The sequence below is a fragment of the Arcicella gelida genome (genome assembly GCF_034931025.1).
GTDB lineage: Bacteria > Bacteroidota > Bacteroidia > Cytophagales > Spirosomataceae > Arcicella > Arcicella gelida.
The window spans coordinates 60,577-87,093 of the sequence record NZ_JAYGIL010000027.1; the positions used below are offsets into that span (position 1 = coordinate 60,577).

General features: G+C 34.2%; 24 protein-coding genes. 16 read left to right on the plus strand and 8 right to left on the minus strand.

Going from position 1 to position 26,517, the window contains the following annotated elements; translation table 11 throughout:
* Positions 1-150 precede the first annotated feature (150 nt).
* Complete coding sequence (locus VB776_RS18545; RefSeq protein WP_323698367.1) at positions 151-3,555, plus strand: transglutaminase family protein; 3,405 nt, start codon at positions 151-153, stop codon at positions 3,553-3,555.
* 398 nt (positions 3,556-3,953) lie between these two features.
* Here VB776_RS18545 and VB776_RS18550 read toward each other — a convergent pair whose 3' ends face one another.
* On the minus strand, positions 3,954-4,247 hold the full coding sequence (locus VB776_RS18550; RefSeq protein WP_323698368.1) for a hypothetical protein: 294 nt from the start codon (positions 4,245-4,247) through the stop codon (positions 3,954-3,956).
* Entirely contained in the window at positions 4,237-5,232 is a 996-nt protein-coding gene (locus VB776_RS18555) for a hypothetical protein (protein ID WP_323698369.1), read from the minus strand. Before VB776_RS18555 ends, VB776_RS18550 begins: the two co-directional genes overlap by 11 nt.
* 132 nt (positions 5,233-5,364) lie before the next feature.
* On the opposite strand from VB776_RS18555, the gene VB776_RS18560 reads away from it, so the two are divergent.
* On the plus strand, positions 5,365-6,057 hold the full coding sequence (locus VB776_RS18560) for an alpha/beta family hydrolase (protein WP_323698370.1): 693 nt from the start codon (positions 5,365-5,367) through the stop codon (positions 6,055-6,057).
* Positions 6,058-6,134: 77 nt separating this feature from the next.
* On the opposite strand, the gene VB776_RS18565 is transcribed toward VB776_RS18560, so the two are convergent.
* From VB776_RS18565 to VB776_RS18575, 3 genes are all read right to left on the minus strand, one after another.
* A complete protein-coding gene (locus VB776_RS18565; RefSeq protein WP_323698371.1) occupies positions 6,135-7,673 on the minus strand; it encodes a YifB family Mg chelatase-like AAA ATPase in 1,539 nt (512 codons plus the stop codon).
* 131 nt (positions 7,674-7,804) lie between these two features.
* Entirely contained in the window at positions 7,805-8,719 is a 915-nt protein-coding gene (locus tag VB776_RS18570) for a S66 peptidase family protein (RefSeq protein WP_323698372.1), read from the minus strand.
* A gap of 36 nt (positions 8,720-8,755) precedes the next feature.
* The gene (locus VB776_RS18575) at positions 8,756-9,763 is read right to left on the minus strand and encodes an ion channel (protein ID WP_323698373.1); all 1,008 of its coding nucleotides are present in this window, start codon (positions 9,761-9,763) and stop codon (positions 8,756-8,758) included.
* A 341-nt stretch (positions 9,764-10,104) separates the two neighbouring features.
* Between VB776_RS18575 and VB776_RS18580 the strand changes: the two genes are divergently transcribed.
* The 4 genes from VB776_RS18580 (at position 10,105) to VB776_RS18595 (ending at position 14,268) form a co-directional block, all read left to right on the plus strand.
* Positions 10,105-10,659: a thioredoxin family protein gene (locus VB776_RS18580; RefSeq protein WP_323698374.1), complete on the plus strand. Its 555-nt coding sequence runs from the start codon at positions 10,105-10,107 to the stop codon at positions 10,657-10,659.
* A gap of 116 nt (positions 10,660-10,775) precedes the next feature.
* The gene (locus VB776_RS18585; RefSeq protein ID WP_323698375.1) at positions 10,776-12,269 is read left to right on the plus strand and encodes a M20/M25/M40 family metallo-hydrolase; all 1,494 of its coding nucleotides are present in this window, start codon (positions 10,776-10,778) and stop codon (positions 12,267-12,269) included.
* A 78-nt stretch (positions 12,270-12,347) separates the two neighbouring features.
* Positions 12,348-13,670 carry a cell division protein FtsZ gene (ftsZ, locus tag VB776_RS18590; protein ID WP_323698376.1) on the plus strand — a complete coding sequence of 441 codons (1,323 nt, stop codon included), beginning with the start codon at positions 12,348-12,350 and terminating at the stop codon, positions 13,668-13,670.
* 94 nt (positions 13,671-13,764) lie between these two features.
* Positions 13,765-14,268, plus strand: a complete 504-nt coding sequence (locus VB776_RS18595) for a hypothetical protein (protein ID WP_323698377.1) — start codon at positions 13,765-13,767, stop codon at positions 14,266-14,268.
* Positions 14,269-14,319: 51 nt separating this feature from the next.
* On the opposite strand, the gene VB776_RS18600 is transcribed toward VB776_RS18595, so the two are convergent.
* Positions 14,320-14,646: a DUF721 domain-containing protein gene (locus tag VB776_RS18600; RefSeq protein WP_323260363.1), complete on the minus strand. Its 327-nt coding sequence runs from the start codon at positions 14,644-14,646 to the stop codon at positions 14,320-14,322.
* Positions 14,647-14,749: 103 nt separating this feature from the next.
* Between VB776_RS18600 and VB776_RS18605 the strand changes: the two genes are divergently transcribed.
* The 9 genes from VB776_RS18605 to VB776_RS18645 all read left to right on the plus strand — a co-directional run bounded on the left by VB776_RS18605 (position 14,750) and on the right by VB776_RS18645 (position 22,791).
* Entirely contained in the window at positions 14,750-15,145 is a 396-nt protein-coding gene (locus tag VB776_RS18605; protein WP_323698378.1) for a hypothetical protein, read from the plus strand.
* A 308-nt stretch (positions 15,146-15,453) separates the two neighbouring features.
* Positions 15,454-16,293: a MotA/TolQ/ExbB proton channel family protein gene (locus tag VB776_RS18610; RefSeq protein WP_323698379.1), complete on the plus strand. Its 840-nt coding sequence runs from the start codon at positions 15,454-15,456 to the stop codon at positions 16,291-16,293.
* A gap of 77 nt (positions 16,294-16,370) precedes the next feature.
* The gene (locus VB776_RS18615; RefSeq protein WP_309924509.1) at positions 16,371-16,976 is read left to right on the plus strand and encodes an ExbD/TolR family protein; all 606 of its coding nucleotides are present in this window, start codon (positions 16,371-16,373) and stop codon (positions 16,974-16,976) included.
* A gap of 109 nt (positions 16,977-17,085) precedes the next feature.
* Positions 17,086-17,601 (plus strand): ExbD/TolR family protein, encoded by a 516-nt coding sequence (locus VB776_RS18620; RefSeq protein ID WP_323698380.1) that lies wholly within the window; start codon positions 17,086-17,088, stop codon positions 17,599-17,601.
* Positions 17,602-17,754: 153 nt separating this feature from the next.
* Positions 17,755-18,591 carry an energy transducer TonB gene (locus VB776_RS18625; RefSeq protein WP_323698381.1) on the plus strand — a complete coding sequence of 279 codons (837 nt, stop codon included), beginning with the start codon at positions 17,755-17,757 and terminating at the stop codon, positions 18,589-18,591.
* A 212-nt stretch (positions 18,592-18,803) separates the two neighbouring features.
* Positions 18,804-19,055, plus strand: a complete 252-nt coding sequence (locus VB776_RS18630; RefSeq protein WP_323698382.1) for a hypothetical protein — start codon at positions 18,804-18,806, stop codon at positions 19,053-19,055.
* A gap of 38 nt (positions 19,056-19,093) precedes the next feature.
* Positions 19,094-20,044: a PstS family phosphate ABC transporter substrate-binding protein gene (locus VB776_RS18635; protein ID WP_323698383.1), complete on the plus strand. Its 951-nt coding sequence runs from the start codon at positions 19,094-19,096 to the stop codon at positions 20,042-20,044.
* A 230-nt stretch (positions 20,045-20,274) separates the two neighbouring features.
* Complete coding sequence (locus tag VB776_RS18640; RefSeq protein WP_323698384.1) at positions 20,275-21,939, plus strand: tetratricopeptide repeat protein; 1,665 nt, start codon at positions 20,275-20,277, stop codon at positions 21,937-21,939.
* An 81-nt stretch (positions 21,940-22,020) separates the two neighbouring features.
* Positions 22,021-22,791: an SDR family NAD(P)-dependent oxidoreductase gene (locus tag VB776_RS18645; protein WP_323698385.1), complete on the plus strand. Its 771-nt coding sequence runs from the start codon at positions 22,021-22,023 to the stop codon at positions 22,789-22,791.
* Positions 22,792-22,822: 31 nt separating this feature from the next.
* Here VB776_RS18645 and VB776_RS18650 read toward each other — a convergent pair whose 3' ends face one another.
* Both VB776_RS18650 and VB776_RS18655 read right to left on the minus strand, forming a co-directional pair.
* The gene (locus tag VB776_RS18650; protein WP_323698386.1) at positions 22,823-24,745 is read right to left on the minus strand and encodes a RecQ family ATP-dependent DNA helicase; all 1,923 of its coding nucleotides are present in this window, start codon (positions 24,743-24,745) and stop codon (positions 22,823-22,825) included.
* 53 nt (positions 24,746-24,798) lie between these two features.
* Positions 24,799-25,326: an acyl-CoA thioesterase gene (locus VB776_RS18655; protein WP_323260342.1), complete on the minus strand. Its 528-nt coding sequence runs from the start codon at positions 25,324-25,326 to the stop codon at positions 24,799-24,801.
* 175 nt (positions 25,327-25,501) lie between these two features.
* On the opposite strand from VB776_RS18655, the gene VB776_RS18660 reads away from it, so the two are divergent.
* Positions 25,502-26,188, plus strand: a complete 687-nt coding sequence (locus VB776_RS18660) for a response regulator transcription factor (protein WP_323698387.1) — start codon at positions 25,502-25,504, stop codon at positions 26,186-26,188.
* Positions 26,189-26,517: the final 329 nt, after the last annotated feature.

The following is a 26,517-nucleotide window of genomic DNA, read 5'->3' on the forward strand; positions in this document are numbered from 1 at the left end:
GAACCAAAATCTATTCACAGTCCATTTACTTTCGTTATAAAATAAATTATTTCAAGCAAAAATATAATTTTACAACTATCTCCTTTATTTTGACACTAATTTTCGCTTTTTTTACATAAATCATTAAACTAACGTTCAAATTCAATCTATATGTCGATAAAAGTTGCCATTTCTCACAAGACGAAATACAAGTTTGATAGAAGCGTAAGTCTATCGCCACACATTTTTAGATTACGTCCTGCTCCACATTCAAGGACGGTGATTGAAGGATATTCGTTCAAAATTTTTCCTGCAAATCATTTTATCAATTGGCAACAAGACCCGTTTGGGAATTATCAAGCCAGAGTGGTTTTTCCTGAAAAAACAACCGAATTACACGTAGAAGTAGAGGTAATTGCCAAATTGCAGGTAATTAACCCTTTTGATTTTTTTGTAGAAGAGTACGCTGAAAAGTTTCCTTTTCAATACGATGACCAACTGAAAAGAGAATTAGGACCATATTTTGAAAAAAGAGAATCTGGCGAAAAATTAATCAACTGGATTGAAAACAATAGAGTTTATACTGATATAAATACCGTTGATTTTTTAGTACATCTTAATCAAAGAGTATTTTATGGTTTACATTATAATATCAGGATGGAAACAGGTGTACAAACCTGTGAAGAAACGCTGACTTCATTAAGCGGTTCTTGTCGAGATTCATCTTGGTTATTAGTTCAGATTCTAAGACAACATGGTATTGCTGCTAGATTTGTATCGGGATATTTAGTGCAACTTACTTCTGATATAAAATCTTTGGATGGTCCTTCTGGTCCAGTAGCTGATTTTACTGATTTACACGCTTGGGTAGAAGCCTATGTGCCGGGTGCAGGTTGGATTGGTCTTGACCCTACTTCTGGACTTTTTGCGGGCGAAGGACATATTCCGTTATCGTGTACGCCAGATTATGTAAGTGCAGCACCAGTAACAGGTGCTACCGATGTTTGTAATGTTACTTTTGAATTTGACAATAAGGTTACCAGAATTCATGAAGACCCAAGAGTGACCAAACCATATACTGACGAGCAATGGAGTAATATCATGCAAGTGGGTTATGATGTTGAGAAAGATTTGCAAGAAGGTGACGTTAGAATGACGATGGGCGGCGAACCTACTTTTGTTTCAGTTGATGATTATGAATCGCCAGAATGGAATTCTACTGCTGATGGTACGCTGAAAAGAAAGTTAGCTTACGATTTAGCATTACGCCTAAAAAATCGTTTTGCTCATGGTGGATTATTGCATTTCGGGCAAGGAAAATGGTATCCGGGCGAATTAATTCCACGTTGGCAATACGCACTTTATTGGAGAAAAGACGGACAATCTGTTTGGAAAAATGATGCTTTAGTAGCAAAGGAAAATGACCAAAAATTTACTTTTAATGATGCTAAAACATTCGCTACTGAACTCACGAAATATTTAGGAATTAATGAAAGTAATATAATTCCTACTTATGAAGACCCTATTTATTGGGCTTTGGAAGAAGGAAAATTGCCTGTCAATATTGATCCTTTGACGATGAATTTGAAAGATTCTGTGGAAAGAAGAACCTTAACCAAACTCTTGGAAAAAGGCTTGAATAATCCAACAGGATATGTTTTTCCTTTAAAATGGGATAAAAGAAGTGATACTTGGACAAGCTGTACTTGGACATTTAGACGTAACCACTTATATCTAATTCCGGGAAATTCACCAATTGGTTATCGCTTACCGCTGGATTCATTGCCTGCTTTATCAGACGAGAGAAAAGAATTTCCAGTAGAACGTAGTCCATTTGAAAGTTTACCCGTATTAGGAGATTATTCAGAATTAGTTGAAGAACGTTATGGAAACATTGCTCCAGATTATGAATTACCACCAGTAAAAAAATCATCTGCTAAAGAGGACAGTAACGAAAAACAAATCATATTCGAGATTCCAACTTTTACAACCGCTTTATCGGTTGAAGAAAGAGAAGGCATTCTCTATGTTTTCTTGCCTCCAACAGAATACTTAGAGCATTATTTAGATTTGATTGCTTGTGTTGAAGCAACTGCCGAAAAGCTTCAAATGCCAATTCGTATCGAAGGTTATCCTCCTCCGTCAGATTATCGTTTAGAAAAACTAAATGTTACCCCTGACCCTGGTGTCATTGAAGTAAATATTCATCCAGCCAAAAACTGGGAAGAGTTAGTTCATAATATTAGTGCCTTGTACGAAGAAGCTTTTTATGCCCGTTTGGGTACAGAAAAATTCATGGTAGATGGCAAACATACTGGAACTGGCGGCGGAAACCACGTAACCATTGGTGGAGCTAAACCTGAAGATAGCCCGATTTTACGTCGTCCAGATTTGTTACGCAGTTTAATTACTTATTGGCAACATCACCCAGTATTGAGTTATTTATTCTCTGGTCCTTTTATTGGACCAACCAGTCAAGCACCACGTTTTGATGAAGGAAGAGAAGAGCGATTGTATGAAATGGAAATCGCTTTTGACCAAATTCCAGAAGGCGAAAATATCCCATTCTGGATGGTTGATAGAATTTTTAGAAACCTTTTGGTTGACGTTACTGGTAATACGCACCGAACAGAATTCTGTATTGATAAAATGTATTCGCCAGATTCATCGACGGGACGTTTGGGGATTTTAGAATTCAGAGGTTTTGATATGCCTCCTCATAAACACATGAGTTTAGTACAGACGCTATTGATTAGAGCTTTGATTGCTAAATTCTGGAAAGAACCATACAAGAAAAAACTTATCCGTTGGGGTACAGAACTACATGATCGTTTCCTTTTACCACATTACGCTTACTTGGATATGATTGATGTGGTAAATGACTTAAAAGATGCAGGCTATAATTTCGATATTTCATGGTTTGATGCCTTCTTTGAATTCCGTTTCCCTTATTATGGCGGTATCACTGTTGATAATACTCAGTTAGAAATCCGTTCAGGGATTGAACCGTGGCACGTTTTGGGTGAAGAATTATCTAATTCAGGAACAGCACGCTTTGTAGATTCTTCTTTAGAAAAAATTCAAGTAAAAGTAACAGGCTTTATTGAAGGTCGTCATATTCTTACTTGTAATGGCTGTAGAGTACCATTGAGAAGTACAGGTGTAAAAAGTGAATTTGTAGCAGGTGTTCGTTACAAAGCATGGAATCCTCCTTCGGCATTACACCCGACTATCGGAGCAGATGCCCCTTTGGTTTTCGACATCATGGATACTTGGAATAATAAAGTAATTGGTGGTTGTACTTACTTTGTATCACACCCAGGCGGTAGAAGTTTTGATACTTATCCAATTAATAGTTATGAAGCAGAATCAAGAATGATTAGCCGTTTCTGGGGTTTTGGACATACACCAGATGCTGCAGAAACGCAAGAAGCCGTACCAATCAGAAATACACCAACGATTTCGAGATTTGTGGCAGAAAACAAAAAAGAGTTAAGAGCAGATACTCCAATAGAAATTGTAAACCCTGAATATCCACTTACTTTAGATTTAAGAAAGTATTGGAAGAAAAGATAGATTTTTAGAAATCATGAGTTAATAATTAGGGAAAATTGTCTGATTTAATCTGATAGTTTTCCCTAAATTTATTTAATGAGGGAAATTTTACTTAATAGACTTTATCACGGTTTAAGTTGTAGCATTATTCATTTAAGAAATCTGCGATATTTAATCAGCATTTTCTACGATAAATGCAGTTTCTCCATTGATTTCACAGATATAAATAAATTTCTCCGTACTGTTTTGTTGTTAACAAATAGGTAGTGATAAGGTCTAATGAAAAAGTTTTAAATTATATGGAATGGCTATTGAAAATTATTGGAAATCAAAGAAACCTTGTAGTAGAACAAGGAGATTGAAATATTTGTCTATTTTGTTGGGAATAAGAAAATATTAAAAAATAATCTCATTAAATACTATGGCTTAACATGATTATTTTTTTTGAGCATTTCAATATACTGTTCAGCAGTCATAGGACAATCAAAGAAATCTTCTGCATTTTGGGTTGTATCAAATTTTAATTGCTTTTTTATTTGGCTCATTAAAGAATCTCCATACTCTGATTTTCCATGACTAAAGTATGTATAAACACGCTGTTTTATCCCATTTATCATTAAATAATAAAATTCATGATGGTCTTTCTCTGGAAAAAGCTCAAAACCCTTCTTTACAAGAACTCTTTTCAAATCTTTAGTTTTTCTATTTTTCATTTAGTACAGCTTTGACTAGAGTTAAAAGGTCTCTTTTTAAAATTTTAGCATCAGATGATAGTTTTTCATCTTTCTCAATTGCAAAGTTTTTATAAAGTGAATCAAAGCTAAATGCAAATGCTTGTTCAGCCTCTTCTCTTGTTTCTCCCCAACTTGTTATTTCCAACAAATCATTAGTTATAACATAGGTGTCTTCTATAAACTCGACTTTACATTCGATTTTTGAATTAAGACTATAAATAACTCCATTGTGTTTAATAATATCTTGTTTAAAAGGATAGGTTTCGTGTTCAAGTTCTTCAAAATATAAAAGTTCTTTAATATTTGCTTTTTTTAATTGAAATCCTTCCTGCTCCGTTTTAACTTTAACAAACACTTGATAGGTCTTACTTTCCTCTTTATTTTCAATATTGATTTTCTTGGGTATAATTAATTGAGTGTTCTGTTTATTAGGCTTTGTATACTCCTTAATTACAGCACCTTTACTATTTTTTAGATTAAGTGTATATCCCTTTTTACCTCCTTCTGCGATAGCGAATAATGGTGAGTATATCTTTTGTCTTTCTGCTTCTGAATATCGCTTTTGAATATTTTTTATATAAGAATCTTCATTATAATTAGCTATTAGAATATTCTCCTTGTAAGAATTAAATACATCGGTTTTCCAGTTTTTAATATTGTCTGAAAATAAACTTGTCTGATTAGAAATAATATTGGGAGCAAGGGCTGCCTCAAAACTAGAAAACTTTAAATCCACTACTAATAGCTCAAGTTCATTTTTAATATTATTAAAAACATCACGATTTTCCATAGATATATCTTTAAATTCATCGTTTTTAAAGAATTCTATCTCAATGAAATTATGAAATGATGTATTAATTTTATCAAGAACAGACACTACTGTGCTAATTTTAGCTGCATGACCAACTGTCAGTTTAGGGTCAATTTGAAACCTAATTGCTATGTCTTTTAAATCGTCAATCATAATATCATTTGTATCTTTATTCGTTCACAAAAATAGATTTAAAATCGCTTATACTACCATTTTAGTTAATGTTTATTTTACATCTTAATGTGAATACAACAAATTAATTTTCTGTTTTTATTATTATTTTCGATGTCAAAAAAGTCAATTAATAGCGTCTTTTTATTTGCTGGTCGTGACGATTGGCAAAAAGACACTGGGCTAAATCATGTTTTAGTAAATTATACCAAAAGGAAAAATTCTAAGATTGTTTGGGAAGACCCCGCTGGAGCTTTCACGTATAAACTTCGCTTACTTGAAAGTCATTTTAAGAATATTCCTGCCTTCATCAAAAAGCTGAATCTTAGGCTATCTCAGATTCTTTACGCACTTACGCATTGGAGTTATTTTATCTATTTGTATGAACAAACCTTAAATCGACAGGAAGATGATTTAGTAAAACTTCGCTGTAAAAAATTAAAGAAGAGAATTCAAGAACTAAGCTCTAAATACGAAGTAATCATCATTTCAAGGTCTTCAGGTGGAAGAGTATCTTCTTTGATTGCCGATGAGTTAGAAATCAAACATATTATCTGCTTAGGTTATCCTTTCCAGAATCCCGATAATGGTGTTGAGCCAGAAAGGTATCTTCATTTAGAAAATCTAAAAAGCTCTATGTTAATTATTCAAGGAATTCATGATGAATATGGCGGTATTGAAGTAAAAGAAAAATATAAATTTAGCCCCAATATCAGTTTATACTTTGTTGACGCTGACCACAGTTTTAATGTTGATATCAACATTTGGGATGAAATTTATCATCAAATTGACAAAGCTATCGGATAGTTTAATACAAACATTTTATCAATTATTAGTGATGTAAAGTACTTACTAATGGTTGATGAAATGAACATTAAAAGCTATTAACCTGCCCAATTCTCTCTATCCAAACTTCTATATTGTATCGCTTCAGCAAGGTGTTCTGTACGAATATCTTCTGTGCCAGCTAAATCAGAAATTGTGCGGGCTACTCTTAAAATTCGGTCGTAAGCTCTTGCTGATAATTGTAATCTTTCCATCGCTCTTTTTAATAATGCCACGCCTGCTGTACTGATTTCGCATACTTCTTTTACCATTTGCGAAGGCATCATGGCGTTAGAGTAAATCGCAGGATGGTCTTTAAAACGAATCGTTTGTATTTCTCGGGCTTTTATGACTCTTTCCCGAATGTCCGCTGAACTTTCAGATTTTCTGTTAGACGATAATTGTTCAAACTTTACGGGTGTTACTTCTACGTGGAGGTCGATTCTATCCAATAAAGGTCCAGAAATTTTGTTGAGATATTTTTGCACTACGCCTGGCCCACAAACACATTCTTTTTCGGGATGATTGTAATAACCACAAGGACAAGGATTCATAGAAGCAATCAGCATAAAACTTGATGGAAATTCAACCGCCCATCTTGCTCTTGAAATAGAAACTTTTCTCTCTTCCAAAGGCTGACGCATCACTTCTAAAGCTGAACGTTTGAATTCTGGTAATTCATCCAAGAACAATACGCCATTATGTGCTAAAGATATTTCTCCGGGTTGTGGATTACTTCCTCCGCCAACCAATGCCGCATCTGAAATAGTATGATGTGGCGAACGATAAGGACGAGTAGAAATCAAACTTGCTTTTGTGCCTAATTTCCCTGCTACAGAATGTATTTTGGTCGTTTCCAAAGCTTCTTGCAGCGAAAGTGGAGGAAGTATCGAAGGAATTCTTTTTGCCAACATCGTCTTTCCAGCACCGGGAGGACCAATCATAATGGCATTATGCCCACCAGCTGCTGCAATTTCCAAAGCCCTTTTGATGTTTTCTTGTCCCTGAACATGAGAAAAATCAGCATCATAATCGTTCTGAGAACTAAAGAAAATATCACGAGTATCGGTTACAAGTGGTTCTATTTTTAGCGTACCTTTCAAGAAATTAACGGCTTCTTCTAAAGTATTTACGCCGATAATGTCAAGATTATTAACAATAGAAGCTTCGGAAGCATTTTCAGTAGGAAGAATAAAACCTTTTAAGCCTTTTTTGCGAGCTTCAATCGCAATGGGTAATACTCCTTTTATCGGGCGTAAAGCTCCGTCTAAAGCCAATTCTCCCATAATTACATAGTCTTCAAGGGTTTTCAAATCTGATTGTCCTGAAGCATGAATAATCCCCAAAGCAATGGGTAAATCATAAGCAGAACCTTCTTTTCGAATATCGGCAGGAGCAAGGTTTACTACCACTTTGGTACGAGGAAAGAAAAAACCTGTTTGTTTGATAGCAGATTCTACACGATGAGTAGATTCTTTGACAGCTCCGTCGGGAAGCCCAACGATAAAGAAGTGCTGTCCTTGTCCTTCACTCACTTCAACAGTGATAATGGTAGCGTCAACGCCATGAACAGCACTACCGAAGGTTTTTGCAAGCATAGATTTTTGTGTTTATGGTGCTTGTTTTGAACAAAATAACAAGAAACAAAGATAAGATAGATTTATAAAAAAGACTAAAGTCATAGCACTGAATACAACAATTGATTAAATCTATTTTAAAGGAGTAATTTTTACAATACTTTGAAATCGTCACTCAACCAAACACCATTTTCTTCAACGCTTAAGCTTATTGCTCTTCCACAAGGCAAAGCCCAATTTTCTGGTTCATGCCCAACTGGAAAACCATAACAAACTGGGAAATTATATTCAGCCACAGCATCTTGAATAATTTCATTGGCATTTTTTCCGAACTGTACTTCATTGTCTTCTAAATCAGAAAAATGTCCGACAATCAAACCCGCTAAAGATTGTAATTTTCCAGCTCGTTTCAACTGAATCATCATGCGGTCGATAGAGTATAAATATTCGCCGACGTCTTCTAAAAACAGAATTTTTCCAGCGGTATCAACATCTGAGTTCGAGCCAATGATATGCGTAAGCATGGCAAGATTTCCGCCTACTAATTCTCCTTTGGCAATTCCCTTTTTGTTTAATGAATGTGCGGGAATATTGTAAGCTAGGCTTTCACCAAAAAGTACTTTTCTGAGTGTTTCTAAAGCAAATTCTCCGCCATCTTGCATAAATAATTTTAGCATGGTCGAGTGGATACTTTCAATTCCAAGTGTGTGAATATGACAAAGAACTGCCGTAATATCTGAAAAACCAGTAACCCATTTTGGGTTTTGGATGAAGTTTGTGAAATCAATTGTATCCAATAATCGTGAACTTCCATAGCCACCTCTTGCAGAAATGATGGCTTTAATATTCGGGTCGTCCAACATTAATTGAAAATCGTTAGCACGTATTTCATCTGTTCCTGCAAATTGATGATACTTGCTTGTTAGCGAAGTTCCCAATACTACGTTCAATCCCCAAATATTTTCGATTACTTCAATGGCAGGTTTTATTAAATCAAAATCTACTTTACAGGCTAATGCTACCAAGCCAACGGTGTCTCCTTTTTGTAATGCTTTTGGTTGAATCATTTTAATGTGATATGAAGAGTTTTCTTGAAGAACTCTTTAATTATTTGTTTCGTGATGAGGATGATATTCGCTACTTAATGGTACTTCTTGAATATCGGATAGTTTACGTAAGTCCAAAGTTACTACTCCAGCACCTGGAACATCGCTAAACATTGGCAGAAATTTTGCACCCATTACTACTTCTCTTGCATGAAATGAAGTCCTTGAATTTACCGTTTGGTTATAAGTTTCTTCTGTGGCTTTTAACAAAACCAGAAACTCTGCATCGCTTGTTAGTAAATCATCTTGTGTTAAACCAAAAAGCGGACTGTCATCGGTAATTGGATGAACGATTGTCCAATTGGCAGGAAAGAAACTCACTTTACTTCTCTCCAATTTTAAACCATAATACCCTCTCGTTATTTTGCCATTACTTTCTTTCTTGAGCATCGAAACGGCTAATTCAACTTGAAGGTCGATTAATTGGGCATTTTGTTCATTCACAATCCTAAACATAAAGCCTGTAATGTCTAAGTAAGGTCCAATAACTGCTTTGTCTGAATATAAAACTCTGGCAACTGGTCTTGAAAAGCGACCATACAACAAACTGGTAGCCAAGGCAAAAATCAATAATCCTAATAAAGATTCTATGGCGGCGATGGTGCTTGCTCCAAAACCAACAGGAGCAATTCTTCCATAACCTACCGTAGTAAGTGTTTGGGAAGAAAAGAAAAAGGCATCCATAAAACCAGAGCCTTTTGTCGATAAATCAACGCCTTGCAGGTGTTCTATACCAACGGCTTGATAAAGACAAGCGAAAATAAAATTTAGGATTAAATAAAAGGCAACAATGAGTGTGAAAAAACGTTTCCAAGAACAAATAATTAACTCATTGAAAATATTATAGCGACCCCAAAAATTACCACCAATTCGTTTAACATTGAAACTGCCATCACGATTTAATAAGCGAGTATCAGGGTCTGTGATTTGAGTTCCAAAGCCCAAATCGTTGCGTTTTTCTTCTGCCTCAACAAGTTTACTTTTTTTGTGTCGAAGTATAGCCATGAATTTTTTTGAAGTCAATAACGGTTAAAGATAATTGTTGAAAGTAAAACAGTTGACCGTTTACTCAAAAATCTTTGTAAGGAAAACAAACCTTTTGTAAATTGCTAACGTATAACAAAGAAGTTTTTCGGACTAAAGAGCTGCTGATAAAAAGCATTTAACCTGTCAAATGCTTTTTACAATAAATTATATTTGGCAATATCTTGAAAAGTGTTAGAATGAAAATTACTTTATCTAATTATCTTTGTAAATAGTGATACTATTTTTTCAGCATTTTTGAATAGTAATACTTTGTTGGTTCATTTTAATATTCAATTTTTTAGATTATTGTGTTAAGAATCATGAAAAACATATTTGTAACATTATTTTTTTGCCTGATGGCTTTTGTAGGAAAAGCTCAAGTAACTGCAGCAACTAAACCAACTAAAGCGAAAATTAATTGGATGACTTTAGAACAAGCTTTTGCTGCAACAGAAAAAGAACCACGAAAAATTTTAGTGGATGTATATACTGGCTGGTGCGGTTGGTGCAAAGTGATGGATCAAAAAACATTTACAGATGAAAAAGTAGTAGAGTTCGTCAATCAAAAATATTATGCAGTAAAACTAGATGCCGAAATGAAAGATACTCTTAGAATTGGCAAGCAACAATATATTTGGGAGAATGGCTATAATCAAGCAGGAGTGGCGCTTTTACAAGGCAAAATGAGCTTTCCGACAATTGTATATTTGGATGAAAAATTCAATATGATTCAACCAGTGGCAGGTTATCAAGATGCCAAACAATTTCATCAAATAATTACTTTTTTTGGGGACGACTACTACCGTAAAGGTGAATGGGATAAGTTTCAAAAAGAAATATACCCTAAACAGTACATCGTAGAGAACAAGCAGTAAGCCAATGCGAAAAGTATTGCTGAAATAATTAAGGTTTATTCTTATTTTTAATATTTAGAGTTTGTCGAGTTTTTTTGTAAATTCCCTTATTATTTCCTATTTCACAACAAACCAAAATGAAAATAAACCTTTACTTTTTTTTAATTTTAATACTCATTACTTCAACAGCTGCATTCAGTCCATTAGTGGATGAAGACGAAGAATTAATTGAAACCTTCAAGCAAATTAATGATGAAGTATTAGCCAACAGCCGTGCTTACGAAACTTTGGGAGATGCCTGCAAAACGATTGGACACCGACTTACTGGAAGTTCAAATGGAAAAAAAGCAGAAGAATATACTTATAATTTGCTGAAATCGTATGGTTTCAAAGATGTAAAGTATCAGCCATTTCAAGTAGAAGCTTGGTCGAGAGATACCGTTACTTTATCAATCGCTCCAAAGAAAAGCGACAATTTTCAAGATGTAGAAGTAGTATCTTTAGCAATGACGCCCGTAGAAGCAAAAGTTACTGCTGAATTAGTTGATGTTGGTAATGGTTTAGAACCAGATTTTCAAGCAGTAAAAGAACAGCTTCCTGGCAAAATCGCTTTAGTGAACCTTGGATTATTGGCACCCTTCAAAGGTACTAGAAATCTACATCGTTCAGAAAAAACAGCTTTAGCCATGCAATATGGTGCAGCAGGTGTGATTTTTGTGAATACAGTAAAAGGGAATGTATTATTAACAGGCACAGCTTCGGTTACTGGTAGTTTAATAGCGATTCCAGCTGTTTGTGTTTCTTTAGAAAGTGGCATCAGAATCCGTTCTTGGATGAGTGAACAAGCTAACTTGATGGGAGTAATTGATATGAAGAACTTTAGTAAAATGATTAAAGCTCGAAATGTTATTGCTACGATAAAAGGAGATAATAAAAAATATCGTGATGAGAAAATCGTAATTGGTGGTCATCTCGATTCATGGGATTTAGCCACTGGGGCATTAGATAATGGTATAGGCTCATTTTCTATTTTAGATATTGCTCGTGCATTCAAAGCTTTGAATTTGAAGTCTAAAAGAACAATAGAATTTGTGATGTTCATGGGTGAAGAAGAAGGGCTATTAGGTTCAAAAGCGATGATTGAAAAAAGTAAAAGAAATAATTCGCTAGAGAAAGTCGCTTTTATGTTTAATCTCGATATGGCAAATAATGCCAATGGTTTTAACACAGCAGGGAGAGATGAAATGGTGGCTTTGTTTACTAAAATAGGAGAGTACATGAAAAAGGCTTCTCCTGAATATAAAAATAATGTAATCAACCAAGCAGGACTTCATTCAGACCATCAAAGTTTTATGTTGGAAGGTATTCCGACGGCTTCACCAATTGGTGGAATTTCACCAGATGCAGTAGGATGTTATCATGCCAATTGTGACAGCTTTGATTTAATCAATAAAAATGAAATGGTGAATACCGTAAGATATACAGCGATGATGTTGTACGGTATTGCCAATGTTGATAAAATTCCAGCAAAGAAATTAGACTTTTACTCGACTAGAGATTTTTTTATAAAACAAAACCTTAGAAAAGAATTAGAACTTGGTAGAGAATGGAAATGGGGAACAGAAGAATAATATAATTTTATGATATTCTGAAAGTATTCAACAGTCTGTTCGCTAATTGGTTAATCCTTAATTAATGATTTAAATAATATGGATTTTTTTGAACATAATATTGAAATTTCATCTGATACAAAAGGCAATATCATTAAAGTGATTGGCGTCGGAGGAGGAGGAAGTAATGCTGTTCGCCACATGTACGAAATGGGGATTGATGATGTAGATTTTGTTGTTTGTAATACCGATTTACAAGCACTAAATGATAACACTGTTCCTGTAAAATTACAATTAGGCGAAATTTTAACAGAAGGACTTGGTGCTGGTACTGAACCAGAACAAGGACGATTGGCAGCATTAGAGAGTGAAGCACAAATAAAGGCACTTCTTCAACCAAGTACCAGAATGGTGTTTATTACCGCAGGTATGGGCGGTGGTACAGGTACAGGTGCTGCACCAGAAATTGCTAGAATTGCCAAAGAGTTAGATATTCTGACGGTTGCTATCGTAACGGCTCCATATTCATGGGAAGGTACTGAGAAAATTGAAGCAGCAAACCGTGGAATTGCAGAATTACAACGTACTTGTGATACTGTTTTGGTTGTCCTGAACGATAAGTTACTAGAAATATATGAAGATTTAAACATTTTGGAAGCTTTTGAGCATGCAGATGATGTATTGGCAAATGCGGCGAAGTCGGTAGCTGAAGTAATTACTAAGTCTGGTAAAATCAACGCTGACTTTAAAGATGTTAAAAAAGTATTGAGTAATGCTGGTCAAGCTGTAATGAGTACTGCTACTGCCAAAGGACCAAACAGAGCGAAAGAAGTTATCGAAAAAGCCCTTGATTCACCATTATTGAATAATCGTGATATTAAAGGAGCAAAACGTATTCTTGTTACAATTGCTACCAGTGACCAAAAAGTAATGGCGGTGAAAGAACAAACTGCTATTACCGCACACATCATGGAAGCTATCGGAAATTCTCCTGCTGGATTCAAACTTGGTTTTATCATTGATAATAATCTTGGTGAAGATATGAGTATTACGGTGATTGCTGCAGGTTTTGATTTACCCGATGGGCCTGTCCGTACTCCTATAAAACAAGGTTTGAATGGCAATCATGTAAAAAAAGGCTTAAAAGAGTCTGTGACTTTGCAAATCTCAAAAGTTGAGGAAGAGGAAGAAGTATATGAAGAAGAAGAGGAAGTCGTTGAAGAGGAAAAACAAGCAATCAAACATATTTTTCCGCCACGTGAAGATGATGCACCGAGACTTCGTAAAATGATTGATGATTTTACCAATAAAATGCCAACAGATACTGAAGATTACGATACGCCAGCTTTTCAGCGTTACAACGTTAAATTATTAGATATTTCTGAAATATTAGAGCTTGACTATCAGTCGCACTCATTATAGTTGTATTGACCAACTTTAACTTACCAATCCCGCAAGCACTAATACTTGTGGGATTTTTATTAAACAGTATTTCAATTTTACAATGAATAAATCAATGAAAAAAATCTTGTTATTATTACTTACTTTTTTTGTGTTTGTGAATACACACGCTCAAGACAAAATGAAAGAGCTTACTACAGAAAGAGAAACGTTGTATCAACAATATAAAGAATCCGAAAATTTGTCAACAGGACTTTTTGGTAATCGCTCAAAAGATGATATGCAAAAAACCATTGATGCTTTAAACGAAATTATTGACAAAGACAATGAAATTCTAAATGAATACAAAAGCATTCAATCAAATGCTAATGCCACTTTTACAGATAAGTATAACCAATTGATTCAGGAGAATAATGATTTGATGCAAAAGAATCATGATTTGGTAGAATTGACAGAAAGACACAAAGGTTTTTCAAAAGAGAACCATCAGATGTTAGAAGAAATTGAGAAGTACCAAGGTTTGTACATTGCTTTGTTGGGCTTTTCTGTATTACTTGCTATTATCTACATTATCAAATTTTTCAACTTGAAAAGTAAACAGAAGAATTTAGAGAAGTAAGAACTAGGTTTTGGCTAACAGTACCATAAAACTTAGCTTTCACAAATCATTTTATAGAAAGACAACATCCTGAATAATTTTTTCTCCGACCTCTTTATTGATTAGTTCAATAATTTTATTCTTCGCCATCAATAACTCATTACGTAGTGGGGCAGAATCTAATTGAATAAATAATTTCCCATCATTGATGTAGATCTGAGTTGTTCTAGAAGCAATTGGCGAACCCATAATTTTTTCCCAATAAGCTACAATATAGGTTTCGTTGAATTTCGAACGGATTTTGTATAGCTCAAGCATATCTTCGATAGCATCTTTCAAGGAAGAAGTACCTGTCTTTCTTCGAGCATTTTCTTTATTATATTGATATACTTTCGACATGACTTTACAGCAACTGAAACAGATGAGTGTCAAAGTTAAGTGATTTTGTTATTGGAAATGCGAATAAATTAAGCCTTCACAATTAAATTAATACTACAACAGGATGTCGAACCTTTTTTTATATATCCAAGTACGCAATAATCGGAATAATATTACTTACAATAATGAATTGATTGATTTTGTCAAGAAAACAAATCCAACTGTTATTGTTTATGATATTGATAATCACTCTGATAATTTAACTTTTCACTATGCCAATAGGTTGGTAAAAGAAGCTGAGAAAGTACTTGTTTTTTTTGAATTAGAAGAAGATGCCAGCCTGAAACAAATGATGGCATTGCTTAACAATTTATTAGACAAATCCGATAGCCTAAAGCTTGTGATAAAAGGAAACAATGAACGATTAGAAAAAACAATAAGTATTTTAGACTATCAGAAAATCAAAGAAAATACTCATGAAATAGACATCCTAGAAACAATACTTAGGGAGTTTTTATGAAAAAAACACATTCATTGAAAAGTTATATACATTCATAAAAAAATCAAATTCTTGAAATAGTACTGCAAATGTCTTTCAAAATGCTTGTATTTATTGTTATAGTACAATACATAGGTTTTGTTGAATATTTTTTTTAAAAAAACTTCATACAGAAGGTATCATAATTAAAAGAATTTTGTGTTAGTTTTGTCATTACCTAAAACAAGATATTTCAAAAGAATCTTTTGCGTTTAGGTTATTTTCATTATTTTTATTTTAAAAATCACCTAAAACTGTTTTTTAACTTAAACCCAAAAATTACCAAACTAATGAGTACACAAGCAAAAACTCCAGCTGCTAAACCAGCAGCACCAGCTCAAAAAAAATCAGGCGGCATTCCAGCAGGCGTGGTTATGTTAATTCTTTTCGTTATTGCACAGTTATTTTTCCGTTTTGTGATGGGAGATGGTTCACGTTTTGAAGGCGGAACTAACGAAGGTCATCCACACCCAGGAGATTATCTTGCTATCGCTTTCAAAGGTGGTGCAATTGTACCAGTTTTGATGACATGTTTCTTGATTTCATTAACATTCTCAATCGAGCGTCTTATCACTATTGGTAAAGCAAAAGGAAGCGGTGATGTTAACGCATTCGTTCGCAAAATTCAGTCTCTTCTTGACAAAGACGATACAGATGCTGCATTGAAAGAATGTGACAAACAAAAAGGTTCAGTAGGAAACGTTACTTTGGCTGCTGTTAAAAAATACAAGCAATTGTCAACTGACGGTTCTTTAGATAAAGAACAAAAATTAGCTGCTCTTAGCAAAGAAGTTGAAGAAGCTACTTCATTGGAATTGCCAATGTTAGAGAAAAACTTAACTATCATTGCTACTTTAGCTTCAGTTTCTACGCTAATCGGTCTTTTAGGAACGGTAATCGGTATGATTAAAGCGTTCTCTGCATTAGGTAACTCAGGTGGTTCAACAGATTCAACTGCATTAGCAAACGGTATCTCTGAAGCCCTAGTAAACACTGCATTAGGTATCGGTACTTCAGCTGTTTGTATCATTGCTTATAACTTCTTTACGTCTAAAATCGACGAATTAACTTATAGCGTTGATGAAATAGGTTTAAGTATCAACCAAAACTATGCAACTCACCATAATTAATAGTTATTGTGTTAAGCGCTAAGTGTTATAGCTTTTGTACTATGACGCTATCTAATAACTTATAACTAAACAAGATTATGCCAAAAGTTAAAGCAAAACGACAAAGTGTTTCTCTAGACATGACAGCGATGTGCGATGTGGCCTTCTTGTTACTTACTTTCTTCATGCTTACTGCAAAGTTTAAACCTGAAGAAGCCGTAACAATCGTTCCACCGTCATCTATTTCAGAGAAAACAATAACTGGCGAAAAAGGAATCCTTACTATTTCAGTAAGCCCTGAAGGTGGTATTTTTTTAGGAACAGACGATAAAGCTGCAAAGGATTATATGTTGGAAAGAATGGCAAACCGCCTTTCTGTACCAGTTTCTGCTGAGATGAAGAAGAATTATGATGCTTCTGAAATCGTAGGTTATCCAGCAGGTGCAATGCGTCAGGTTTTAAGCGTAAAACCATCGGATGCGAAAGCAAAAGGATATTTGAAAGGAATTCCTTGTGATTCAGCCAATAATGAACTTTTCCTTTGGGTTAGTTATGCAAAAATTTCTAATCCAGGATTAAAGGTAGCTATTAAAGGTGATGCTAATTCAAACTATAAAGTATTCAACCAAGTAGTTGGTACTTTACAGGAACAGAATATTAACACATTCCAATTGGTTACATCTCCTGAAGGTAGACCTCAATAGATTTTATTTAGTTGTACTCAGTAGTTTTAACCCTGCCTCTCTTTGAAAGGCAGGGTCTTATAAAACCCATCTGAGTATCATTAACTACCAACAATTAAACCCCAATACAATGGCAGAAATAAGTCAAGACGGTGGGGGCAAAAAAGGTGGTAAGAAGCGAGCCAAAAAAGCTTCAACCAAAATTGACATGACTCCCATGGTAGATTTGGGTTTCTTATTGATTACCTTTTTTATGTTAACCACGACGTTAGCAAAGCCCGTAGTAATGCAGTTGAATATGCCTGATAAAACAGAAAAGGAAGAAAAATCAGAAGTTAAAATGTCTGAAACCTTAACTGTGATGCCTGATGCCGAGAAAGTATATTACTATCAAGGTTTACCGACAGAAGCATCAACTCAACTTCAGAAAACAAATTATTCTAAAGATGGAATTAGAACCGTTTTATTCGATTATAAAAGACGAGTAGGTGATAATTTTACGATTGTGATTAAAGCGACAAAAGGAGCTAAGTATAAGAACATGGTAGATTTGCTTGATGAATGTGCTATTACTAGCAACAAGCGTTATGCAATTCTTGAAATTGATCCAGATTCTGAAAAATTAATCAAAAAGTCAGGTCTTTAATAAAATTTCAATAAAACTAAAAAAATAGTTTAAAATATTTTGAAAACTAAATTGTTAGTTTTATCTTAGTTCAATGAAAATTTAATTTGATGATTTTCTATATTTGAAATTCATTCAAGTTGAAAAACATTAACAGTATTAACATCAGAAATTATGTCAAACGTAATAAGCCAAAATGCAACGTTGGATGACATTATTTTTAAGAATAAGAACAAAGAATATGGTGCTTATCTCTTAAGAAAATCTTATCCGAAAGTGGTTTCACGTTCTCTGATAATTGGTATAGCTTCGGTATCTTCTCTTTTTGCCTTGTCATTTATTTACAATAAAATCAATGAACAATTAGCAAAAGAAAAAACTGAGGTAACTGCTGAAGTAATGAAAATTGATCAGCCACCACCAGAGAATAAAACTCCACCACCACCACCACCACCGCCGCCACCGCCACCACCAAAAGAATTACCAAAGGTGACGACAACGAAATTCTTACCTCCTGAAATCAAAAAAGATGAAGAGGTAACAAAACCTGAACCACCTCCAGAAGAGGTAAAAGGAAATACAGCTTCTGAAACTGTAAAAGGTGAAACTGAAGATGCTGGACCTCCAGTAGATCCAGATGCAAGAGGTACAGCTCCTGAAGCGCCTGTTGAACCACCAAAACCTAAAGAAGAAGAAATCTTTACGGCGGTAGAACAACAAGCGGAGTTCCCAGGTGGTATGAGTGCTTTTGCTAAATTCTTACAGAAAAACTTGAAATACCCAGCTGCGGCTCAGCGTGCAAACGTTTCTGGTAAAGTATATATTCAATTCGTTGTAAATACTGATGGTAGTATCCAAAACGTAGATGTACTTAAATCAGTAGGTTTTGGTTGCGATGAAGAAGCTGTTAGAGTAATTAAATCAGTACCGAAATGGACTCCAGGTAAGCAGTCTGGTCGTGCAGTACGTTCTAGATTTACAGTACCAATTAGCTTTGTGCTTTCTGAATAGTTTTTATTCTTAAGCATTAAGAAAACAATGAGAACCTGTCAGAAATCTGACAGGTTTCATTTTTCAAAGGGAATCAGTTTTTGTTTTTTATTTCGTTATGTATTTAAATATAAAGTATGAGATACGAATGATGGAGCTTAAATAAGCCATAATTCAATGAAATACCTCATTCTTTACTTATACATAATAATTCATATCTCATATCTAAAAAAATGCCTAGCAGAATTTTTGTGCTTGTTAATGTATTGATGGCTCTTTCTTACTCAGTAATTGGAGTGCTTTTAATACTTTACCCAGAGTCAGCTTTTTCACAAATGATGTTACCTTCTGCATTGTATGCTTACGCTTTGGGGACATTACTTTTATTGTATGGTATTTTTAGAGCATGGCGAGTGTATATCAAAATGAATGACGACAACGATGAGGGAGAAGATAAGTACACGCATTATGATGATAAGCATTAAGTTAATTTGAAATAAAGCAATAAACAATCGCAAAAACCATGAAAACTCTATTAAATCTACCTTGCTGTATTCTGTTGGCAATCACAGTATTTTCTTGTGGAAGAAGTACTGATAAGGATGGAAACGAACTAGACACACCTGCAAAAGGAGAAATTACTGTTGCTGTAGATGAATCTTTTCGACCAATTATCGAAGCGGAAAAAATGGCTTTTCAAGAAACATTTCCTTATACTAAAATCAATTTAGTATTTAAACCAGAAGGTGAAGCTGTGGCAATGTTATTAAATGATAAAGCGAGAGTTGCTGTAATTACGAGAGAGTTAAACGAAACGGAAAAAAAAGTATATACAGAAGATAAAATCACTTACAGAAGTTTCAAGTTTGCTGGAGATGCTTTGGCATTAATTACCAATAAAGAAAATCGAGATTCAATGATTACTGTTCAAGAACTTGAAGCAATCATGAAAGGAGAAAAAAAGAAATGGTCTGAAATTGGTAAAGGTGGCTCAAGTGAAGATATAGTACTGGTTTTTGATGGAACAAGTTCAAGTAACCTTACTTTTTTAGTAGAGAAATTTGGAATAAACAAGAATGATAAAGTATCGTTTTTTGCTGCAAAATCAAATGAACAAGTAATTGATTATGTTAAATCGCATAAAAATGCGATGGGCGTTATTGGTACAAACTGGATTAGTGATGGAGATGACCCTGCATCTTTGGGCTTTATCAGAGAAATAAACGTAATGTCAGTTGCCGAAAAAGCAAGTACAAATCCTGAGGATTATTATCAACCCTTCGGTTATAACCTTGCTTTAAAAAGGTATCCACTTATCCGTCAGATTAAGCTAATATTAAAAGAGCCTTACATGGGGCTTGGCACAGGATTTATTAATTATATGTGTCTTGAACAAGGACAATTGATTGTATTAAAAGGTGGGCTTTTACCGCTTACTAAACCACTTCAGATTCGACAAGTGAAAACTAATTAAGCTGATGGCATAATTTTTTATGGAAATATTAAAAAGGTAATATTTGATTCCTAACATTAGTATTTAAAATGTTTCAATGCGAATAAAATTTTGAGTTGTCGCAACAATTTTTTAATTTAATTTTTTGTTTTGTTATAAATTCAAAAGATATTTTGGAAATTTGTGTTAGAAAACAAATTACCTGATTTTATATACTTATTTTAATTACTTACAACTAAAACGTTAATAAAATGGAAGTAAAAATCAAATCTCTGTTGGTGGCTGCAAGTTTGTTGTTTACCGTCACGGTAAATGGGCAAACGGTTCAGCAAGGCTTGGCGCAGTTGGACGGAGACCAGCCAAACAAAGCTAAAGCGACATTTACCTCACTAGTTGCTGCTAGTAATACTGGTGAAAATTTATACTATTTAGGATATGCTCATTTGCGTGCAGGTGAATTGGACGAAGCGAAAGCAACCTTTGAAAAAGGTATCGCCGCAGAACCTAAGCAACCTTTGAATGCGGTAGGTTTAGCAACATTGATGTTGGCTAAAAAAGACGGTGCTGGTGCAAAAGCTGCTTTTGATAAAATTTTGGCTGATACCAAAATGAAAAATGCAGAAGTAATGTTCCGTATTGCTGAGGCTTACACAATGTTTGAAGAAACAAATGACCCTGGTGAAGCTATCCGTTTGATTGATTTAATCACAGAAAAAACTAAGAAGCCTTTAACTGCTGATATGCAAATCGTAAAAGGAGATGCTTTCTTATTGAAAAACGATGGTGGACCAGCGGCTTCAGCTTACGAACAATCTATCTTGGTTAATAAAACAGCAAAAGCTTACGTAAGATTAGGTGTTGTATATTTAAGAGGTAAAAATTACCAATACACAGTAAACAATTATCAAAGTGCTTATGAAACAGATTCATCTTTTGCTCCTTACTACAAAAGAATGGGTGAATACTATATCATTTTCAACCGTTATAAAGAATCATCTAAGTTCTTTAGAAAATATGTAGAAAGAGCAGAAGCTACTCCAGCAATCTTATTATCAACAGCTAAATTGTTGTTCTTAGCGAAAGATTATGAAGGTGCAATGCAATTTACAACACAAGCTGAGGCTGGTGGAGCAAAAGATAATGATATCTTTAGAATGAAAGGTTATTCAAACATTGAATTAGGAAATCCACAAGTAGGGATAGAGAACCTAGAACAAATGGTAAAAGCGGGCGTTAAACCTTATTACTTAGATAATGTTTACTTCGGTAAAGGATACCAAGGGTTAAAAAATGATTCATTAGCGATTGAATATTATTTAAAAGCTGCTCCAGAAGACACTATCAATAACCATTATTCAGCAATCTATACGATTGTATATGGTCAGAAAAAATATGCAAAAGCGGCTGAGTATGCTATTCAATCAATTGAATGGAAGCAGAAAAAGAAAGCTCCAATGGCAAGTGCTGATTATTACAACGCTGCTATGGCTCTTTACTTTACTACAGCCTACACGCCAAGAGAAGATACATTGGCTAGATATAACATTGGTATGAAAGCTGATACAATGTTTGCTAATGCAATTGCAATTAATGACAAATTTGCACCATTCTATTTATTCCGTGCTAGAACTAACAACTATGTAGATTATACTGGAACAAAATGGTTAGCAGTACCACATTACGAGAAATTCTTGACTATTGTTGACCTAGCAAAAGCAAACAAAGAGCAATTGTACGAAGCTTATAGATATTTAGTTGGTTATCATGCAAACGTAACAAAAGATACTGCTAAAATTCAAGAATTTGTTGATAAAGCTGTTGCGATTAAACCTGAAGATCCAGATAAATTAAAGGAATTTTTAGCACCTGCTGCCACTACAACACCAGCAGCTCCAGCTAAAACGCCAAAAAAATAAAAGATTAAAATTTGTTTGATGCAAGGCCCTGCCATTTGGTAGGGCTTTGTTAATTTTGGGGTATTCTAAAAAACAAAAATAATGTACGCACTAATCACAGGAGCCAGTAAAGGAATTGGAAAAGAAATAGCCATAGAGTTGGCAAAACAAAAATATAATTTATTACTTGTCGCAAGGTCTGAAGGCTTACTTCGTGAAGTAGCTATTGAACTTCAAGAAAAATACGGTGTAAATGTAAATTACTTAGCTGCTGATTTGGCTACTGTTGATGTTGCCAGACAAGTATTTGATTGGGTTGCCAAAAATCAATACGAAGTATCGGTTTTAGTCAATAATGCTGGTTATGGTTCTGTTGGCAATTTTGATACTTATTCTATTGAACAAAATAGAGATATGATGAACTTAAACATGGCTACTTTAACTGAAATGTGCCATGTTTTTTTACCAATGCTCAAGCGTCAGCCTAAGGCTTATATCATGAATATTGCCAGTTCAACTGCGTATCAGGCTTTACCTAAAATGGCTGTTTATGCAGCAACGAAGATTTATGTACTGAATTTCTCAAGAGCATTGAAGCATGAATTGAAAGATACTTCTGTTTCGGTTACTTGTATTAGTCCAGGGGCAACAGATACTGGGTTTAATGATAGAGCTGCTGTACCTGCCAAAGCTAGAAAAGCAGCAGAAAAAGTAGCAATGACGCCAGAAGTAGTAGCAAAGATTTCCGTAAAAGCGATGTTTGATAAGAAAACTGAAGTAATTCCCGGGACGTTAAATAAGTTAGGCGCTTTCTTAGCTTGGCTTGCTCCAAAATCTATTACAGAAAATGTAGCAGCTGGAATTTATCAATAAATATGATTAAAGCTTTCAGTCGATTTTCGTATTAATTGCCTGAAAGCTTTAATTTTCCTTCTGAATCATAAGCCAACTCTTCGTCTGCAATCATTTCTCGAATAATATCTTTCAATAATGCTTGATTTGCTGGTTGCATAATCTGAATGATTAACTGCAAAGTCATTGCCCCGTTTGCTAAAAGCTGTTTGATTTTTTGTTGATTACTTTTTACAAGCTCATCATCTTCAATCGTTTGCTTACTTTGCTTTTTTTGTTTCAAGCAATTATCACAAATTCCACAAGTATTATCTGTTTGCTCATCAAAATATTCCAATAAAAGCTGTGTTCGACATCTTTTTTCATGACTTACATAATGTCCGACTGATTTAGCTTTTTGTAAGGATTTTTCCTTACGATAATTAATTTCTTGTACTTGAAGCGGTAAATTTTTAGCATCAAACCGTGTTGTTAAAAATGTTACTTGTGGTTTGTCTTTCTGTTTATCATAAATAATCAAATCAAATTTCTCTAAACTCGAAAGCATCACTTCCACATCTTTTATCGGTACAGAGTATGCTTTGGCAATATTTACTTCTGAAATTGTCAAAAAAGTGTTGAATAATTCTCCTCCATACATTCTTAAAACTAATTTGATGAAGGAATCATATTTAGGATTTCTTAGCTGAAAATCATACAATTGTCGATTATCAACTTTTAAAGTAATTTTAGAAGAACTATGAAACGAATCTGAAAGTTGAATAAAGCCTTCATTTTCCAAAGTTTTTAAAGCGAAATAAGTATCGGTAGGAGGTAAATCAAATCTTTTTTGAAATTCCACTAAATCAAAATCAAAGCTTGCAAACGCTCCTGAACCAACAGCCAACTGAAAGAAATTCCCCAAACACTGATACACTTTTTTGACTAATTCAATTGGCGGATAATTCTGCTGAATGTTTTTCGCTAAATTTTCAACATCAACCTGATTGAAAAGTGCTACAGCGTAAGCTTTTTCACCATCTCGCCCAGCACGACCAGCTTCTTGATAATAAGCTTCTAAAGTATCTGGCAAATCTAAATGAATAACCGTTCTTACATCTGGCTTATCTATGCCCATTCCAAATGCGTTCGTTGCAACGATTGCCCTTACTTGATTTTTAATCCAGTTACTCTGTCTTTTGCTTCGTTCATCTGCACTTAACCCTGCATGATAAAACGTTGTTGTAATGTTATTTTTATTTAATAAATCTGATACTTCTTGTGTTCGTCTTCGATTTCGTACATAAATAACCGATGAACCTTGTACGTTTTGAAGTATTTTAATGAGTCGTCTTTCCTTGTCTTCTTCCTTAAAAGCAGAGTACGATAAGTTTTCACGAGCAAAACTTTGTTGAAAAATAGCAGGAGAATTCATCTCTAAACGAGTTTGAATTTCTTCTTTTACTTCTTTGGTAGCAGTAGCGGTAAGTGCAATAAGTGGAACATTCGGAATTATTTTCCTGAACTCAGCGATTTTCATGTAGGGAGGTCTGAAATCATGCCCCCATTGCGAGATACAATGTGCTTCGTCAACAGCCAAAAGATTTACTTTCATCTGTTTTACTCTTTCTATGAAAATTGTAGTTTGTAAGCGTTCGGGCGAAACATATAAAAATTTTATATCGCCATAAATACAATTATCTAAGGCAATATCAATTTGGTTTTTGTGCATTCCCGAAAAAATGCCAATGGCAGATACTCCTCTACGTTTTAGTTGTTCTACTTGGTCTTGAATTAAAGCAATCAATGGTGAAACTACGATACAGATTCCTTCTTTCATCAACGCAGGTACTTGAAAACACAAAGATTTACCACCACCAGTTGGCATCAATGCCAAAGTGTCTCGTCCATCAATTACAGAATGAATAATTTCTTCTTGCAATGGACGAAAATTATCATAACCCCAATATTGTTTTAATACTTCTTGAGCTAACATAGGTAATCAACAGATTTTCTTTATAAATATTGAAATGTGTAGAGTCGAAAACGTTAGATAAATGTCCCCGCCAATAATTCTTGTTTGATAGTTTTAATTCTTGAATTCAAATTAATGTGTTCAAAGTCGATTCCTTCTACGCAAATTGCATTTAAAAAATTATGTACTTCTGGTTGATGTGCTGTTTTTTTGCCTGTAATGACATCAATATATTTCGAAGTCGTCCAAAGTACGGCTTTTAAATGCGTACAGTTTTCATCCGTCATTACAAATTCAGTCACTAAAGTATCTTCATTAAAATAGATAGCTGATGAAATAATACCAATTCTTTCACTTACTTTGGCTGAACTAACATAAGCAATTTGATGATTATATACCACCCACGACGTTTTGTTATGCTCAAAATAGTCATTGTAATCAAATTCATAAATAGTTGCAACTTGGTCTTCACGAGCATTGAAGAAATAATCGAAGTACTTGGCATTGTTCAAATGTTTCAAAGGGTCACAATCTTGAAACCTCACAACTGCTTTTGAATATAATTTTTTAGGATATTGTTTATTGGGATTTAACGAGAACATACTTTTCCTGTTTAATAGCCAGTCTTTTGTGGAATGACTTTTTTATTTGAATAATTACTTACAAAAGTAGCAATTCGCTACGAATTGTAAATATTGGCTAAAACAAGTACATTAGCAACACAATATTTTTTAATACACTTCATTCATAAAGGAAGATAATCTTATAATCAAACGAATGACAAAAATATTACTAGTCGAAGACGACGATAGCTTAGGTTTTGTAGTAAAAGACAATCTAGAACAAGAAGGATACACCATCGACCTTCAAACGGATGGAAAAGCTGGGCAACGAGCTTTCCAAAATAACCAATATGATATTTGTATTTTCGATGTAATGCTTCCAGAAATGGATGGTTTTTCGCTTGCAGAATTTGTAAGAGCAACAGGAAGCGATGTGCCGATTATTTTTTTAACAGCGAAATCATTAAAGGAAGATAGAATCAAAGGCTTGAAATTAGGAGCAGATGATTATCTAACCAAACCATTCAGTATTGAAGAACTGGTTTTAAGAATAGAAGCAATTCTTAAAAGAACTGGAAAGAAAACGGGACAAACGATAAATCAAGGATTGCAGGCAATTGGAAAATATACTTTTGATATAAAGAATCTGAAATTGTTTTTTGAAAACGAAGTACAAGACCTTACTCATCGAGAAGCAGATTTGTTGGCATTTTTAATCAATCATAAGAATGAAACTCAATCAAGAGATAAAATCCTAATTGCAATTTGGGGAGATGATGATTACTTTAAAGGTAGAAGCCTTGATGTATTCATTACTCGTTTAAGAAAGTATCTTAATAAGGACTCCAATGTTAAACTAACCAATGTTCATGGAGTAGGTTTTCGATTAGATGTATTATAAGTATCCATTTTTAGGATAGGTTTGGTGGAAATCTTGTAGAAATGATAAAAAGAGGTGAGGTATTTTAAAATGCTTCACTTCTTTTTTGTTATCATATTTATCAATATTTATGATGATTAATAAGTGCTTTATTTATAGTTATTTACGGAGGTGTTTATATATTTTTGCAAAAAAGTTTAAAAATATTTTGTAAGATTGTTTGGTGGTTAAAAATAAACCTTGCATCTTTGCACTCCCAAACGACGCCAACGGGCTGAGATAGGGGGAAATAGTTAGAGTAATTAAGAAGATAATTACTAGCAAGATTTGGTAAGATTAAGTGATTAGTT